The sequence below is a fragment of the Bacillus sp. MZGC1 genome, assembly GCF_002998605.1.
In the GTDB taxonomy this organism is placed as follows: Bacteria; Bacillota; Bacilli; order Bacillales; family Bacillaceae; genus Bacillus.
The window spans coordinates 1-14,173 of the sequence record NZ_PVRE01000001.1 but is presented as its reverse complement, the minus strand read 5'-3'; the positions used below and the strand labels follow the sequence as shown (position 1 = coordinate 14,173).

Sequence of the window (14,173 nt, the reverse complement as noted above, 5' to 3'; positions counted from 1 at the left end):
CTTTACTTTCCTAAACAGAATTGAGAGAATAGCTGATCAATCAAGCTTTCATGAACAGCATCTCCTATAATTTCACCGAGCTGTTCCCAGCAGCGTGTTAAATCTATTTGAACAATGTCGATCGGTACGTCCATTTCAATGCCTTCAAGAGCATCCTCAATTGATTGTTTTGCTGCCTGAAGGAGGGCAATATGCCTTGTATTACTTACATACGTTAAATCTCCACTTTCAATTGATCCAGTGAAGAACAGTGATTGAATCGCCATTTCAAGCTCATCAATGCCCTTTTCTTGTAATAATGATGTGGTGACGACCGGACGATCCTTCGCTAACTGCTTGACCTTTTCTACATCAAGCTTAGGCTCAAGGTCTGTCTTATTCACAATCACGATGATATCCATACCTGAGACAGCCTCAAAAAGCTTCATATCTTCTTCTGATAATTCTTCGCTATAATTGAGCACAAGTAAAATCAGGTCAGCTTCTTTTAAGACCTGTCTAGATCGTTCAACCCCTATACGCTCAACAATGTCCTCAGTCTCACGTATACCCGCAGTATCGACTAGACGAAGAGGTACACCTCTTACATTCACATATTCCTCAATGACATCTCTGGTAGTTCCAGGAATATCTGTGACAATCGCCTTTGTTTCCTGTACAAGGCTATTCAGCAAGGAAGACTTTCCAACATTCGGCCTTCCTATAATCACAGTGGATAAGCCCTCTCGAAGGATTTTCCCTTGCTGAGAAGTCGAGAGCAGCGACTCAATTTCTTTTTTGACCGATGTCGCTTTTTCCACTAAGATGCGATGTGTCATTTCTTCAACATCGTCATACTCAGGGTAGTCAATATTGACTTCAATATGCGCCAGTGTTTCTAGGATCTCGCCGCGCAGTCGCTGAACCAAACCGGAGAGGCGTCCCTCCATTTGAGTGATTGCTACGTTCATCGCACGATCAGTCTTTGCCCGAATCAAGTCCATGACAGCCTCTGCTTGCGAAAGATCTATTCTTCCATTTAAGAAAGCACGTTTTGTGAACTCACCTGGCTCCGCTAATCTTGCTCCTTCTCTTAAAGCAAGCTGCAATACTTTATTGACCGTTACAATTCCGCCATGGCAGTTAATCTCAATAACGTCTTCTCTCGTAAATGTTTTTGGCGCTCGAAGTACTGACACCATGACCTCTTCTATTACTTGATCAGTACTTGAATCCACAATATGACCATAATGAATTGTATGGGAATCCACTGATACAAGTTTTTTCTCCTTAGGCCCTTTATACATCCGATCAGCGATCTGTACCGCATCAGGCCCACTTAAACGAATAATCGCAATTGCTCCTTCACCCATCGGTGTAGAAATGGCTGCAATTGTATCCATCACTCAATCACCTCTTTCTCTACTTAATAGACAGTCTTTTATCTATTAAATGGACGTTGTCCATCTCTATATTAAAAACGCTTAATCCAAAATTTAAAGATACCATAAATGAAAGCGAAGTGAAAGTATCCCATATCTAATTATCCACAGCTTTGCATCCTATCTATTTTAACACTTAACTTATCCACATGTGAATAACGACGTTCTAAACTTATCTTCACATCTTACACCGAAATCCAATAAATTTAAACGCCCTGATCCCTTTGCTTACTTGTAAAAATGGCGTTTTCCACTCATATCACACACTAATTTTTTAGAAATAAAGGATGAATCTTCTATAGAAAGACAATTTTTCAATAAAAAAAGACTAAAATCCAGCTTTGCTGAATTCTAGCCTTTCTGTTATTTTTTATACAGCACCACAACATGACGCTTGCTGCCTGTATCTTCCGATGCCGTTGCAAGTTCTTTAGAAAATGCGGCGATCGTATCATGAATTACTTTTCGTTCATTAGAAGGCATTGGTTCTAAATGAACCTTTCTCTTCGTTTTTAAAACTCTGTTTGCTGTCTTGATGGCATATTGTTCAAGTGCTTCTTGTCGCTTCTTCCTATAATCTCCAATATCAATGGTAATATGATGATACTGATCAGAATAGCGATTAAACACTAACTGTACCAATGTTTCTAAAGAGTACAAAGTTTGTCCTCTTTTTCCAATCATTAATGACGTTTTATCTCCATCAATGTGGAAAGAAATCTTTTTCGGTTCCTTTTTGGAAACAATCTTCGCTTTAGGATCAATTGATTTAACAATATTATCTAAATACTGTGTAGCTAATTTAAGAGCATTTCTCTTTTCTATCAACTTGACTACAGCTTGTCTTTTGCCAAATAATCCTAAGAAACCTTTATTTCCTTCATCAACTATTGTGATATCTACTTCTTCTTTTAGAAGCTGAATTTGTTTAAGTCCGGAATCTACTGCTTCTTCGATTGTGCGACCGACAGCAGTTATTTCCTTCATTTTTTATTCCCGCCAGCTTTTTCTTTTGTATCCAATTTTACTTGAGGAGTTTTAATCACTAATGTTTGGATGATCATGAAAATGTTACCTACAACCCAGTACAATGAAAGTGCTGCTGGGAAACTAATGGCAAATACAATGATCATAATCGGCATAACCCATAGCATGATAGCCATTTGAGGGTTGTCCGAAGGATTTCCAGCCATCATCAGTTTTTGCTGAATGAAAGTAGCTACCCCCGCAATGATCGGTAATAGGAACAATGGATCTGGACTGCCTAAGTCAAACCATAAGAATGTATGCTTTTTAATTTCTGCTGTTCTCATAATCGCATGATAAAAACCAATTAGGATTGGCATCTGAATTAAAATCGGGAAACATCCAGCTAATGGATTGACGCCATTTTTTTGGAAAAGGGCCATTGTTTCCTGCTGAAGCTGCTGCTGAGTTTTTTGGTCTTTAGAGCTATATTTTTCACGAAGCTTTTTCAATTCAGGCTGCAATGCTTGCATTGCTTTTGTACTTCTTAACTGCTTAATCATTAATGGTAAAATGAGCAAGCGGATTAACAGTGTCACAATAATGATCGCAACCCCGTAGTTTTCACCAGTCAAATTTGCCATGTACGTGATTAATTGAGATAGCGGGTAAACAATATAAGAATTCCAGAATCCCTTACTATCTGATGTGATTGGTTCATTGATTTGTGTACATCCTGCCAATAGAACCAACACGCCAATCAAGCTAAATATTAGTAATAATCGCCTTTTCAACAAGATTCCTCCCATTACTTCAAACTTTATTTAAGTTGGAATTGATTACGAAAGTGACTCACCTAACCAGTATGGTAACATTTTTTCATTACAAAGTGGTGGTTTCATTTTAATTCACTAGATGAAGGAAGCGCTTTTAAAAATTGATTCAACGAAAGTTTCTATTACGAAGACTTTTTCGGTTGTTGTTGATAAACAGCGGATTTTCTAAATAAATGTTGGAGAGACTTCTTTGTTTCTTCAAAGGTCAATTCACTTGCTGGTTTTCTTGCAATGACAATGTAGTCTTTTTCTTGCTTTAACTTATGACCTTCCTCTAAAAACACCTGGCGGATCAGTCGTTTAATTCGATTTCTCATCACTGCATTACCAATCTTCTTACTGACAGACAATCCCAAACGCAGTTCATCTTGATTTGGTTGATCCAGCTGGTAAATAACGAATTGACGATTCGCCATTGATTGACCTTTTCTGAACACTTTTTGAAACTCTTCATTTTTTTTTAGCCTGTTTCGCTTCTTCATGTTTTCTTCCACTCCGATAAAAACTGACAGTTCATTTACGATTTTATGTAAAAAAGACCACTGACATTATTCAGTGGCCTAAGCTGATAATTTTTTTCTACCTTTGCTGCGGCGTCGCTTTAAAACTAGACGTCCGTTTTTAGAACTCATACGGCTGCGGAAGCCATGAACTTTACTACGCTTACGGTTATTTGGTTGAAACGTTCTTTTCATTTATGACACCTCCCTGAGGAATAGCTGTTTAAGACAGTCTAACTCATTATATTTGTGTAACCCATCGATTGTCAATATCAATGATAAAACTCTTATTATCAACCTTATAAGCATAACATAATTTATCAAACGAAGAAACCTTCTTTTTCAGTTTCCAGCATTTTATTCTTTTTTCCTCCTAAAAGGCCTGCAAAACAAGGGTGTGGATATTTTTCCGGCATATTTAGACTATCCACATCCATTATCGACATTTTTTTCACACAAATAACCGATGTGGATAATTATTTTTCAACAGGATGTAAAGTGTGTGGATAAGTTTGTGACACCCATTGCACCATCTTGTTTATTTTGATATTATATTTGTGTTTTAACTCTTAATTACTTATCTGACCTATTTGCGTTATCCACAAATTGTGGATAAGCTGTGGAAAGATATTACACAGGCTGTTGAATTATTTATCCACAGACTGTGTAATTTGTCGAAAAGACGTTTTTCTACTATATTATTTGTTTTCAACAACGTATGTGCACGAATGGTGATGACCATTTGCTCTTTTTCGTGTTCTATAACAGTTTGATATTGGTCATTTTATAAAGAAAAGGAGGGGGGAGAAGCCTTATGGAAAATATTTTGGATCTGTGGAATAAAGCACTTCAAAAAATAGAGACAAAGTTGAGCAAACCCAGTTTTGAGACATGGATGAAATCGACAAAAGCCCATTCTCTTCAAGGCGATACGCTTACAATTACTGCACCTAATGAATTTGCTAGAGACTGGCTGGAATCAAGATATCTCCACTTAATTGCTGATACCATCTACGAACTGACAGGTGAAGAGCTCAGCATTAAATTTATTATTCCTCAAAATCAGGATGAAGTAGAAGCCATGCCAAAGTCTCCAATTAAAAAAATGTCTAAAGAAGAGGCCGTTGATATTCCACAAAATATGCTGAATCCAAAATATACATTTGATACTTTTGTTATTGGTTCAGGCAACCGATTTGCGCATGCCGCTTCACTTGCAGTTGCGGAAGCACCGGCAAAAGCATATAACCCGCTCTTTATTTATGGGGGCGTTGGTTTAGGAAAGACTCACTTGATGCATGCGATTGGTCATTATGTCATCGACCATAATCCATCAGCCAAAGTGGTCTATCTATCATCTGAAAAATTTACAAATGAATTTATCAACTCAATCCGAGACAACAAAGCTGTCGATTTCCGTAATCGCTATCGGAATGTAGATGTGCTTTTGATAGATGATATTCAATTTTTAGCAGGAAAAGAACAAACACAAGAAGAGTTTTTCCATACATTCAACACACTTCACGAAGAAAGTAAGCAAATCGTCATTTCTAGTGACCGGCCGCCGAAAGAAATTCCGACACTTGAAGACAGATTACGCTCTCGATTCGAATGGGGCTTAATCACAGACATTACCCCGCCAGATTTAGAAACACGTATTGCAATTTTGCGAAAAAAGGCAAAAGCAGAAGGCTTAGACATTCCGAATGAAGTCATGCTTTATATTGCCAATCAAATCGACAGCAACATTCGTGAACTGGAGGGTGCTTTGATTCGTGTCGTTGCTTACTCTTCTTTAATTAATAAAGACATCAATGCGGATCTAGCAGCTGAGGCCCTAAAGGACATCATTCCTTCATCGAAGCCAAGAGTCATTACAATTAAAGATATTCAAAGAATTGTAGGGCAGCAATTTAATATTCGCTTAGAGGATTTCAAAGCGAAGAAACGTACGAAGTCAGTTGCTTATCCAAGACAAATTGCCATGTATCTCTCTAGAGAAATGACCGATTCCTCTCTGCCTAAAATAGGAGAAGAATTTGGAGGTCGTGATCATACGACTGTCATTCATGCTCATGAGAAGATTTCGAAATTAATGGTTGAGGATGAACAGCTTCAGCAGCATGTGAAAGAAATCAAAGAACAATTAAAATAACCAAGCTGATATAATAAGTACGGGAAAATGTGAATAACTAGAGCATAGTCATACACAGTCTGTCCACATGTGGATAGGCTGTCTTTCCTTTCTTTTTACCGACTTATCCACATATTCACAAGCCCTACTATTACTTCTACGATTTTTATTAATAAAATATATATACATGTCATTAAGAAAATTTAGGAGGACCACTATGAAATTCACGATTCAAAAAGATCGTCTTGTCGAAAGTGTCCAAGATGTATTAAAGGCCGTATCCTCTAGAACAACGATACCTATTTTGACAGGGATTAAAATTGTTGCATCTGATGAGGGGGTTTCTCTCACAGGAAGCGACTCTGATATCTCAATTGAATCCTTTATTCCTCAAAGAGATGGAGATTTAGAAGTAATCACGATTGACCGTCCAGGGAGTATTGTGCTTCAGGCCCGCTTCTTTAGTGAAATTGTGAAGAAACTGCCAATGGCTACTGTCGAAATTGAAGTAGAACAAAATCACCTCACGATCATCCGTTCTGGTTCAGCGGAATTTAACTTAAACGGCTTAGATGCTGAGGAATATCCGCATCTGCCGCAAATTGAAGAGCATCATGCATTTCAAGTCCCGACAGATTTGCTTAAAAACTTAATTCGTCAAACCGTTTTTGCAGTGTCCACCTCAGAAACACGACCTATCTTGACAGGTGTAAACTGGAAGGTAGAGAAAGGTGAATTAATATGCACGGCGACGGATAGCCACCGTCTTGCTTTAAGAAAAGCGAAGTTGGATATTGACGAGGAAAGCTCATACAATGTTGTAATTCCAGGGAAGAGTTTAACAGAGCTAAGTAGAATCCTTGATGACGGACAAGATCTTGTGAGCATCGTGATTACAGAAACGCAAGTTCTCTTTAAAGCACAAAACGTGTTATTCTTCTCAAGATTGCTGGATGGTAATTATCCAGATACAGCTCGCCTGATCCCGCAGGAAAGTAAAACGGATGTCGTGGTCAACACGAAGGAATTCCTTCAAGCCATTGACCGTGCATCACTTTTGGCAAGAGAAGGACGCAATAATGTCGTAAAGCTGTCGGCTGATCCTGAACAAAGCCTTGAGATTTCTTCTAATTCACCTGAAATCGGTAAAGTAGTCGAAACGGTTCAAGCAGATGACATTAAAGGGGAGGACCTCAAAATCTCCTTCAGTCCAAAATATATGCTGGATGCGTTAAAAGTATTAGAGGGAACAGAAATTCATGTAAGCTTCACTGGTGCCATGAGACCGTTCCTGTTGCGCACGCCAAATGATGATTCAATCTTGCAGTTGATTCTCCCAGTCAGAACATATTAATCCAATCTAAAATAGCTGCTGTGCACTCACACAGCAGCTTTTCTTCTCGTTTACCATGCTTTCTTTCATCCTAGTTCGCTTTCCCCCTTTCCTTCTTGTCTTGTTTTTTAGTACAATTAGATATTAGTGATATTGAAAGAGGTCGATATAATGCCTAATCTTATAACCATTGAGAAAGAAATGATTACATTAGGGCAGTTTTTGAAATTAGCCGAAGTCATCCAATCTGGCGGAATGGCGAAATGGTTTTTAAGTGAACATGAGGTGTTCATTAATCAAGAGCCAGATAATAGACGGGGACGCAAACTATACCCAGGAGATGTTGTCGAGATAGAAGGTTATGGCACATTTCAAGTTGTGAATTAGAAACGGGTGACAATACATGTACATTCAAAGTCTGGCGTTAACTTCATACCGAAACTATGAACACACTGAGCTTCAATTCGACAACAAGGTGAATGTCATGATCGGTGAGAATGCCCAAGGTAAAACGAACTTGATGGAAGCGATCTATGTATTGTCGATGGCAAAGTCGCATCGTACGTCAAATGATAAAGAACTTATCCGATGGGACCAAGACTATGCTAAAATAGAAGGTAGAGTCATCAAAAAAAATGGTCCACTCCCAATGCAGCTCGTGATCTCAAAAAAAGGGAAAAAGGGCAAGGTCAATCACATTGAACAACAGAAGCTCAGTCATTATGTTGGTGCGTTAAACACCATCATGTTTGCACCAGAGGACTTAAGTCTTGTGAAGGGCAGCCCGCAAATCCGCAGAAGATTCCTCGATATGGAGATTGGACAAGTTTCGGCTGTCTACTTGCATGATTTATCGCTCTATCAAAAAATCCTCTCTCAGCGGAATCATTACTTGAAACAATTGCAGACAAGAAAGCAAACGGATCAAGCGATGCTGGAGGTTTTAACAGAGCAGTTGATTGATGCGGCAGCGAAAGTTGTCAAAAGACGACTGACTTTTACGAAACAGCTCGAGAAATGGGCGCAGCCGTTGCATTTTGGCATTTCTAGAGAGCTAGAAACACTCACGCTCCAATACCAGACTTCGATAGAGGTATCAGAAGCGTCAGACTTGTCGAAAATAAAGAATAGCTATGAAGAATCGTTTCAGAAACTAAGAGACAGAGAAATAGACCGAGGAGTGACACTGTGGGGACCTCACAGAGATGACCTTCTTTTCTTTGTGAATGGTCGGGATGTTCAGACATATGGCTCTCAAGGGCAGCAAAGAACAACAGCTCTTTCACTAAAGCTGGCAGAAATCGACCTGATACATGAAGAAATCGGAGAATATCCCATTCTTCTACTCGATGATGTTTTATCTGAACTTGATGATTACAGACAGTCTCATTTGCTCCATACCATTCAGGGACGTGTACAGACCTTCGTCACCACAACAAGTGTTGAAGGCATCGATCACGCCACCTTGAAAGAAGCGGAAATTTTCAGAGTAGCCAGTGGAAAAGTAATTGACTGATAAATGAGGTGTGAGTCTTGTATATTCATTTAGGTGATGATTGTGTTGTTTCTACACGAGAGATTGTCGCAATTGTTGATTACAAAATGAGGTCGTCTTCTGTTGTAGAAGAGTTTCTCCAAAAACAAGAAGAACAAATCATTTCGTTATCACAAGGAACACCCAAATCCATCGTCGTCACAACTGAATCTGTTTATTACTCTCCTCTTTCCTCAAGCACGCTCAAAAAACGTGCTTCATTTGTGATTGAAATTGAAGTCTAAAAGCTCAATTCATATAAATATATCGTTTAAGAAAAGTGTAGGTGAATGTACGTGGCAATGGAACAGCAACATAATAGTTATGATGAAAATCAGATACAGGTGCTCGAAGGACTAGAAGCTGTTAGAAAACGTCCAGGAATGTACATCGGGTCAACCAGTGCAAAAGGACTTCACCATCTTGTATGGGAAATTGTCGACAACAGTATTGATGAGGCTTTAGCTGGATATTGCACAGATATTACGGTGCAAATTGAAAAGGATAATAGCATTACAGTGAAAGATAATGGCCGCGGGATTCCGGTTGGGATTCATGAGAAAATGGGACGTCCTGCTGTAGAGGTCATTATGACTGTTCTTCACGCTGGCGGTAAATTTGACGGCAGCGGTTATAAAGTATCTGGCGGTCTGCATGGCGTAGGGGCATCTGTTGTTAATGCGTTATCTACGACCTTAGACGTGACCGTATATCGTGACGGGAAAATTCATTATCAACAATTCAAACGCGGTGTTCCAGCTGGAGATTTAGAGATCATTGGTGAAACAGATGTTACAGGGACAACCACTCATTTTGTGCCAGATCCAGAAATTTTTACTGAAACCATTGAATTTGATTACGACACACTTGCCAACCGTGTACGTGAGTTAGCTTTCTTAACAAAAGGTGTAAACATCATTATTGAAGATTTACGTGAAGGTAAAGAACGACGAAATGAATACTGCTATGAAGGCGGTATTAAGAGCTATGTAGAACATTTAAATCGCTCAAAAGAAGTCGTTCATGAAGAACCCGTTTACATCGAAGGTGAAAAAGACGGAATCACGATTGAAGTGGCATTACAATATAACGATTCCTATTCAAGCAACATCTATTCCTTCGCCAACAATATCAACACGTATGAAGGCGGAACGCACGAAGCAGGCTTTAAAACAGGTTTGACGCGTGTTATCAATGATTATGCTCGTAAAAATGGCGTATTCAAAGATGGAGACTCGAATTTGAGCGGTGAAGATGTGCGAGAAGGCTTAACAGCCATTATCTCCATCAAACATCCAGATCCTCAATTCGAAGGACAAACGAAGACAAAGCTTGGGAACTCAGAAGCAAGAACCATTACCGACTCCCTTTTCTCTGAAGCACTTGAGAAATTCCTCTTAGAGAATCCTGATGCTGCAAAGAAAATTGTGGAGAAAGGTGTGATGGCAGCTCGTGCGAGAATGGCTGCCAAAAAGGCACGTGAGCTGACAAGACGTAAAAGTGCACTGGAAGTCTCCAGCTTACCGGGGAAACTGGCGGACTGTTCTTCTAAAGACCCTTCCATCTCTGAACTCTATATCGTAGAGGGAGATTCTGCGGGCGGATCTGCTAAACAAGGCCGTGATCGTCACTTCCAAGCGATCTTACCGTTAAGAGGGAAGATCCTAAACGTTGAAAAAGCGCGACTAGATAAAATTCTATCGAACAACGAGGTTCGCTCAATGATTACAGCATTAGGAACTGGAATCGGAGAAGACTTCACTTTAGAGAAAGCTCGCTATCACAAAGTTGTGATCATGACGGATGCCGATGTGGATGGAGCGCACATTCGAACGCTGCTTTTAACATTCTTCTATCGCTACATGCGTGAAATTATTGAAAACGGTTATGTGTATATTGCACAGCCGCCTTTATATAAAGTGCAGCAAGGAAAACGTGTTGAGTACGTGTATAACGACAAACAGCTAGATGAGCTGTTAAAATCACTTCCTCAAACACCAAAACCTGGACTTCAGCGTTATAAAGGTCTTGGAGAGATGAATGCTACTCAGCTTTGGGAAACAACAATGGATCCTGATGCGAGAACACTTCTTCAAGTCACACTTGAGGATGCGATCGATGCTGATGAGACATTTGAAATGCTCATGGGAGATAAAGTAGAGCCGAGAAGAAACTTTATCGAAGAAAACGCGCAATACGTGAAAAACCTCGATATTTAGATAGATCCCTACTGAGAACAACCTTATTTCTTGTTTGGAATAAGGTTGTTTTTCAAGAAATAGGGGCGTATAACCAATGTCCTGTTTTTTCGTGTTTTCGTTGATTTTCTAGTAAATAAATGTGTATAAAGACGAGATTATTGATATAATGGAGAATAGTCTTGTGAAGATAAATACATATTTTACTCCCACATAATTTATTTCATGTGATACGTAAAGGGAGGTTCTTATAGTGAGTGAACAACATACACCAAATGTACGCGAAGTGAATATTAGTCAAGAAATGCGTACGTCCTTTTTAGATTATGCAATGAGTGTGATTGTGTCGCGTGCATTACCAGATGTGCGAGACGGATTAAAGCCCGTGCATCGAAGAATTTTGTATGCGATGAATGACCTAGGTATGACAAGTGATAAACCATTTAAGAAATCTGCACGTATCGTTGGGGAAGTTATCGGTAAGTATCACCCTCACGGTGACAGCGCTGTATACGAAGCAATGGTTCGTATGGCGCAAGACTTCAACTATCGTTATATGTTAGTTGATGGTCATGGAAACTTTGGTTCAGTCGATGGAGACGGAGCAGCGGCGATGCGTTATACCGAGGCGCGTCTATCGAAGATTTCTATGGAAATCCTCCGTGATATCACAAAGGACACCATTGATTATCAAGATAACTATGACGGCAGTGAAAGAGAGCCAATGGTGATGCCTGCAAGATTCCCGAACTTATTGGTCAACGGAGCGACAGGAATTGCTGTAGGAATGGCGACCAATATTCCGCCGCACCAATTAGGTGAAGTGATTGACGGGGTATTGGCCATCAGTCAAAACCCGGAAATGACAACACAGGAGCTTATGGATATCATCCCAGGGCCAGATTTCCCAACAGCAGGTCAAATCATTGGCCGAAGTGGTATTCGAAAGGCGTATGAAACAGGGCGCGGCTCTATTACATTAAGAGCAAAATCGAATATTGAGGAAACATCTAGCGGTAAACAGCGCATTGTTATCAATGAGATCCCGTACCAAGTCAACAAAGCCCGTTTGATTGAAAAAATTGCTGATCTTGTGCGTGATAAAAAGATTGATGGCATTACAGATTTGCGTGATGAATCAGATCGTAATGGTATGCGTATTGTCATTGAACTGCGAAGAGACGCAAACGTCCATGTTCTATTAAACAATCTTTATAAACAAACGACACTTCAAACGTCATTTGGTATCAACTTATTAGCACTTGTTGATGGACAGCCGAAAGTCTTGTCCCTCAAACAATGTCTTGAGTATTATCTAGAGCATCAAAAAGTGATCATTCGCAGAAGAACGGCGTATGAGCTGCGTAAAGCAGAAGCAAGAGCACACATTTTAGAAGGCCTCAGAATTGCACTTGATCACTTAGATGAAGTCATTGCTTTAATTAGAGGCTCTCAAACTGCGGAAATTGCTAGAAATGGTTTGATGGAAAACTATAGCTTGTCTGAAAAACAGGCACAGGCCATTCTTGATATGCGACTTCAGCGTTTGACTGGCCTAGAACGAGAAAAGATAGAAGATGAATATAAAGGACTTGTTGATTTGATTGCTGAATTAAAAGCCATTTTAGCAGACAATGAGAAAGTACTTGAAATCATTAGAGAAGAATTAACAGAAATTAAAGAACGCTTCAATGATACGCGCCGGACTGAAATTGTGACAGCGGGTATTGAAACAATTGAAGACGAAGATTTGATTCCTGTTGAGAACATCGTGATTACGCTGACGCATAATGGTTATATCAAGCGTCTCCCTGCATCAACATACCGCAGTCAAAAAAGAGGCGGTAAAGGTGTCCAAGGAATGGGAACCAACGAAGATGATTTCGTTGAACAGTTGATTTCAACATCGACCCACGATACGATTCTTTTCTTCTCTAATAAAGGGAAGGTTTATCGTGCGAAAGGGTATGAGATTCCTGAATTCGGACGGACAGCGAAAGGGATTCCGATCATTAACCTTCTTGAAGTAGAAAAGGGAGAATGGATTAACGCCATTATTCCAGTAAGCGAATTTGATGAAAATTCGTATCTCTTCTTTACAACAAGACACGGTGTATCAAAACGGACGACATTGTCTCAGTTTGCTAACATTCGAAACAACGGTCTTATTGCACTCAGCCTTCGTGACGAAGATGAACTGATGGCTGTTCGTTTAACCAATGGAGAAAAACAAATCATCATTGGAACGAAAAAGGGGATGCTGATCCGTTTTGACGAGACAGATGTTCGTGAAATGGGACGTACGGCAGCTGGAGTGAAAGGTATCACACTTTCCGAAGATGACATTGTCGTGGGTATGGAAATCCTTGAGCCAGATGCAAACGTATTGATTGTAACTGAAAAAGGATATGGCAAACTAACCCCTGAAAAAGAATACCGTGTTCAAAGTCGTGGAGGTAAAGGTCTTAAAACGTGCAAAATCACTGATAACAATGGTCCGCTTGTCACAGTGAAGGCAACTAATGCTGAAGCCGAAGAAGACTTGATGATTATTACAGGAAGCGGTGTAATCATTCGTATGGCCGTTTCTGACATTTCGACAACAGGTCGAGTCACTCAAGGTGTCCGCCTAATCCGCCTCGGTGATGAGGAACATGTCGCTACAGTGGCATTAGTTGAACAATCACAAGAAGACGATGAAGAGATTAGTGAAGAGAACGTAGAAAATATAGAGTCAGATCAAGAGCAACCTGAGTAAAATGAAGCCGGTTCTTCACCGGCTTTATTTTTTTTGAAAAAACATCATTTTTTTTGAAATTTATAATGCTTTTTTCATAGATATGTGTTAATCTTTCAAAGGAGCAAAAAGAGGCTCTATTTTTTATCTCATTCTCAGTAAAAACTTCTTAAAAAACAAAATGTTTTTTAAGAAAAATGTTGACTGTTGATAGAGATACATGATATATTTAAGTGGTCGCTTTAAGAGAGTGGCACACAAGTTCTTTGAAAACTAAACAAGACAAAACGTACCTGTTAATTCGAGTTTTTATAAAAAAATCCTATGATACATCATAGGTAGTCAGTCAAACGCTGACGAAAAACAAAACTTCGGTTTTGTACTTTTTCGGAGAGTTTGATCCTGGCTCAGGACGAACGCTGGCGGCGTGCCTAATACATGCAAGTCGAGCGGACAGAAGGGAGCTTGCTCCCGGATGTTAGCGGCGGACGGGTGAGTAACACGTGGGTAACCT

At 39.7% G+C, this 14,173-nt stretch carries 12 protein-coding genes and 1 rRNA gene; 8 read left to right on the top strand and 5 right to left on the bottom strand.

The window, feature by feature from the left end:
• Positions 1–2 precede the first annotated feature (2 nt).
• The 5 genes from mnmE to rpmH form a co-directional block, all read right to left on the bottom strand.
• Positions 3–1,382 carry a tRNA uridine-5-carboxymethylaminomethyl(34) synthesis GTPase MnmE gene (gene mnmE, locus C6Y06_RS00065; RefSeq protein WP_106036334.1) on the bottom strand — a complete coding sequence of 460 codons (1,380 nt, stop codon included), beginning with the start codon at positions 1,380–1,382 and terminating at the stop codon, positions 3–5.
• Positions 1,383–1,784: 402 nt separating this feature from the next.
• Positions 1,785–2,408 carry an RNA-binding cell elongation regulator Jag/EloR gene (gene jag / locus C6Y06_RS00060; protein WP_066031460.1) on the bottom strand — a complete coding sequence of 208 codons (624 nt, stop codon included), beginning with the start codon at positions 2,406–2,408 and terminating at the stop codon, positions 1,785–1,787.
• Positions 2,405–3,187 carry a YidC family membrane integrase SpoIIIJ gene (gene spoIIIJ, locus C6Y06_RS00055; protein WP_095286180.1) on the bottom strand — a complete coding sequence of 261 codons (783 nt, stop codon included), beginning with the start codon at positions 3,185–3,187 and terminating at the stop codon, positions 2,405–2,407. Before spoIIIJ ends, jag begins: the two co-directional genes overlap by 4 nt.
• A 158-nt stretch (positions 3,188–3,345) precedes the next feature.
• Positions 3,346–3,705, bottom strand: a complete 360-nt coding sequence (gene rnpA / locus C6Y06_RS00050) for a ribonuclease P protein component (RefSeq protein WP_034660668.1) — start codon at positions 3,703–3,705, stop codon at positions 3,346–3,348.
• 78 nt (positions 3,706–3,783) lie between these two features.
• Positions 3,784–3,918 (bottom strand): 50S ribosomal protein L34, encoded by a 135-nt coding sequence (rpmH, locus tag C6Y06_RS00045; protein ID WP_008360908.1) that lies wholly within the window; start codon positions 3,916–3,918, stop codon positions 3,784–3,786.
• A gap of 619 nt (positions 3,919–4,537) precedes the next feature.
• Here rpmH and dnaA point away from each other — a divergent pair.
• The 8 genes from dnaA to C6Y06_RS00005 all read left to right on the top strand — a co-directional run.
• Positions 4,538–5,878 carry a chromosomal replication initiator protein DnaA gene (dnaA, locus tag C6Y06_RS00040; protein WP_034660669.1) on the top strand — a complete coding sequence of 447 codons (1,341 nt, stop codon included), beginning with the start codon at positions 4,538–4,540 and terminating at the stop codon, positions 5,876–5,878.
• A gap of 196 nt (positions 5,879–6,074) precedes the next feature.
• Positions 6,075–7,211 (top strand): DNA polymerase III subunit beta, encoded by a 1,137-nt coding sequence (dnaN, locus tag C6Y06_RS00035; RefSeq protein WP_034660670.1) that lies wholly within the window; start codon positions 6,075–6,077, stop codon positions 7,209–7,211.
• A 150-nt stretch (positions 7,212–7,361) separates the two neighbouring features.
• Positions 7,362–7,577 (top strand): S4 domain-containing protein YaaA, encoded by a 216-nt coding sequence (gene yaaA, locus C6Y06_RS00030; protein ID WP_003215257.1) that lies wholly within the window; start codon positions 7,362–7,364, stop codon positions 7,575–7,577.
• Positions 7,578–7,593: 16 nt separating this feature from the next.
• Complete coding sequence (gene recF, locus C6Y06_RS00025; protein WP_066031459.1) at positions 7,594–8,706, top strand: DNA replication/repair protein RecF; 1,113 nt, start codon at positions 7,594–7,596, stop codon at positions 8,704–8,706.
• A 17-nt stretch (positions 8,707–8,723) separates the two neighbouring features.
• Positions 8,724–8,969, top strand: coding sequence for an extracellular matrix regulator RemB (remB, locus tag C6Y06_RS00020; protein WP_008360920.1), 246 nt, complete (start codon positions 8,724–8,726; stop codon positions 8,967–8,969).
• A gap of 57 nt (positions 8,970–9,026) precedes the next feature.
• Positions 9,027–10,943: a DNA topoisomerase (ATP-hydrolyzing) subunit B gene (gene gyrB / locus C6Y06_RS00015; protein WP_060597746.1), complete on the top strand. Its 1,917-nt coding sequence runs from the start codon at positions 9,027–9,029 to the stop codon at positions 10,941–10,943.
• A 232-nt stretch (positions 10,944–11,175) separates the two neighbouring features.
• Positions 11,176–13,680 carry a DNA gyrase subunit A gene (gene gyrA / locus C6Y06_RS00010; RefSeq protein WP_060597709.1) on the top strand — a complete coding sequence of 835 codons (2,505 nt, stop codon included), beginning with the start codon at positions 11,176–11,178 and terminating at the stop codon, positions 13,678–13,680.
• Positions 13,681–14,043: 363 nt separating this feature from the next.
• Positions 14,044–14,173 (top strand): 16S ribosomal RNA (locus tag C6Y06_RS00005); the annotation flags it as partial.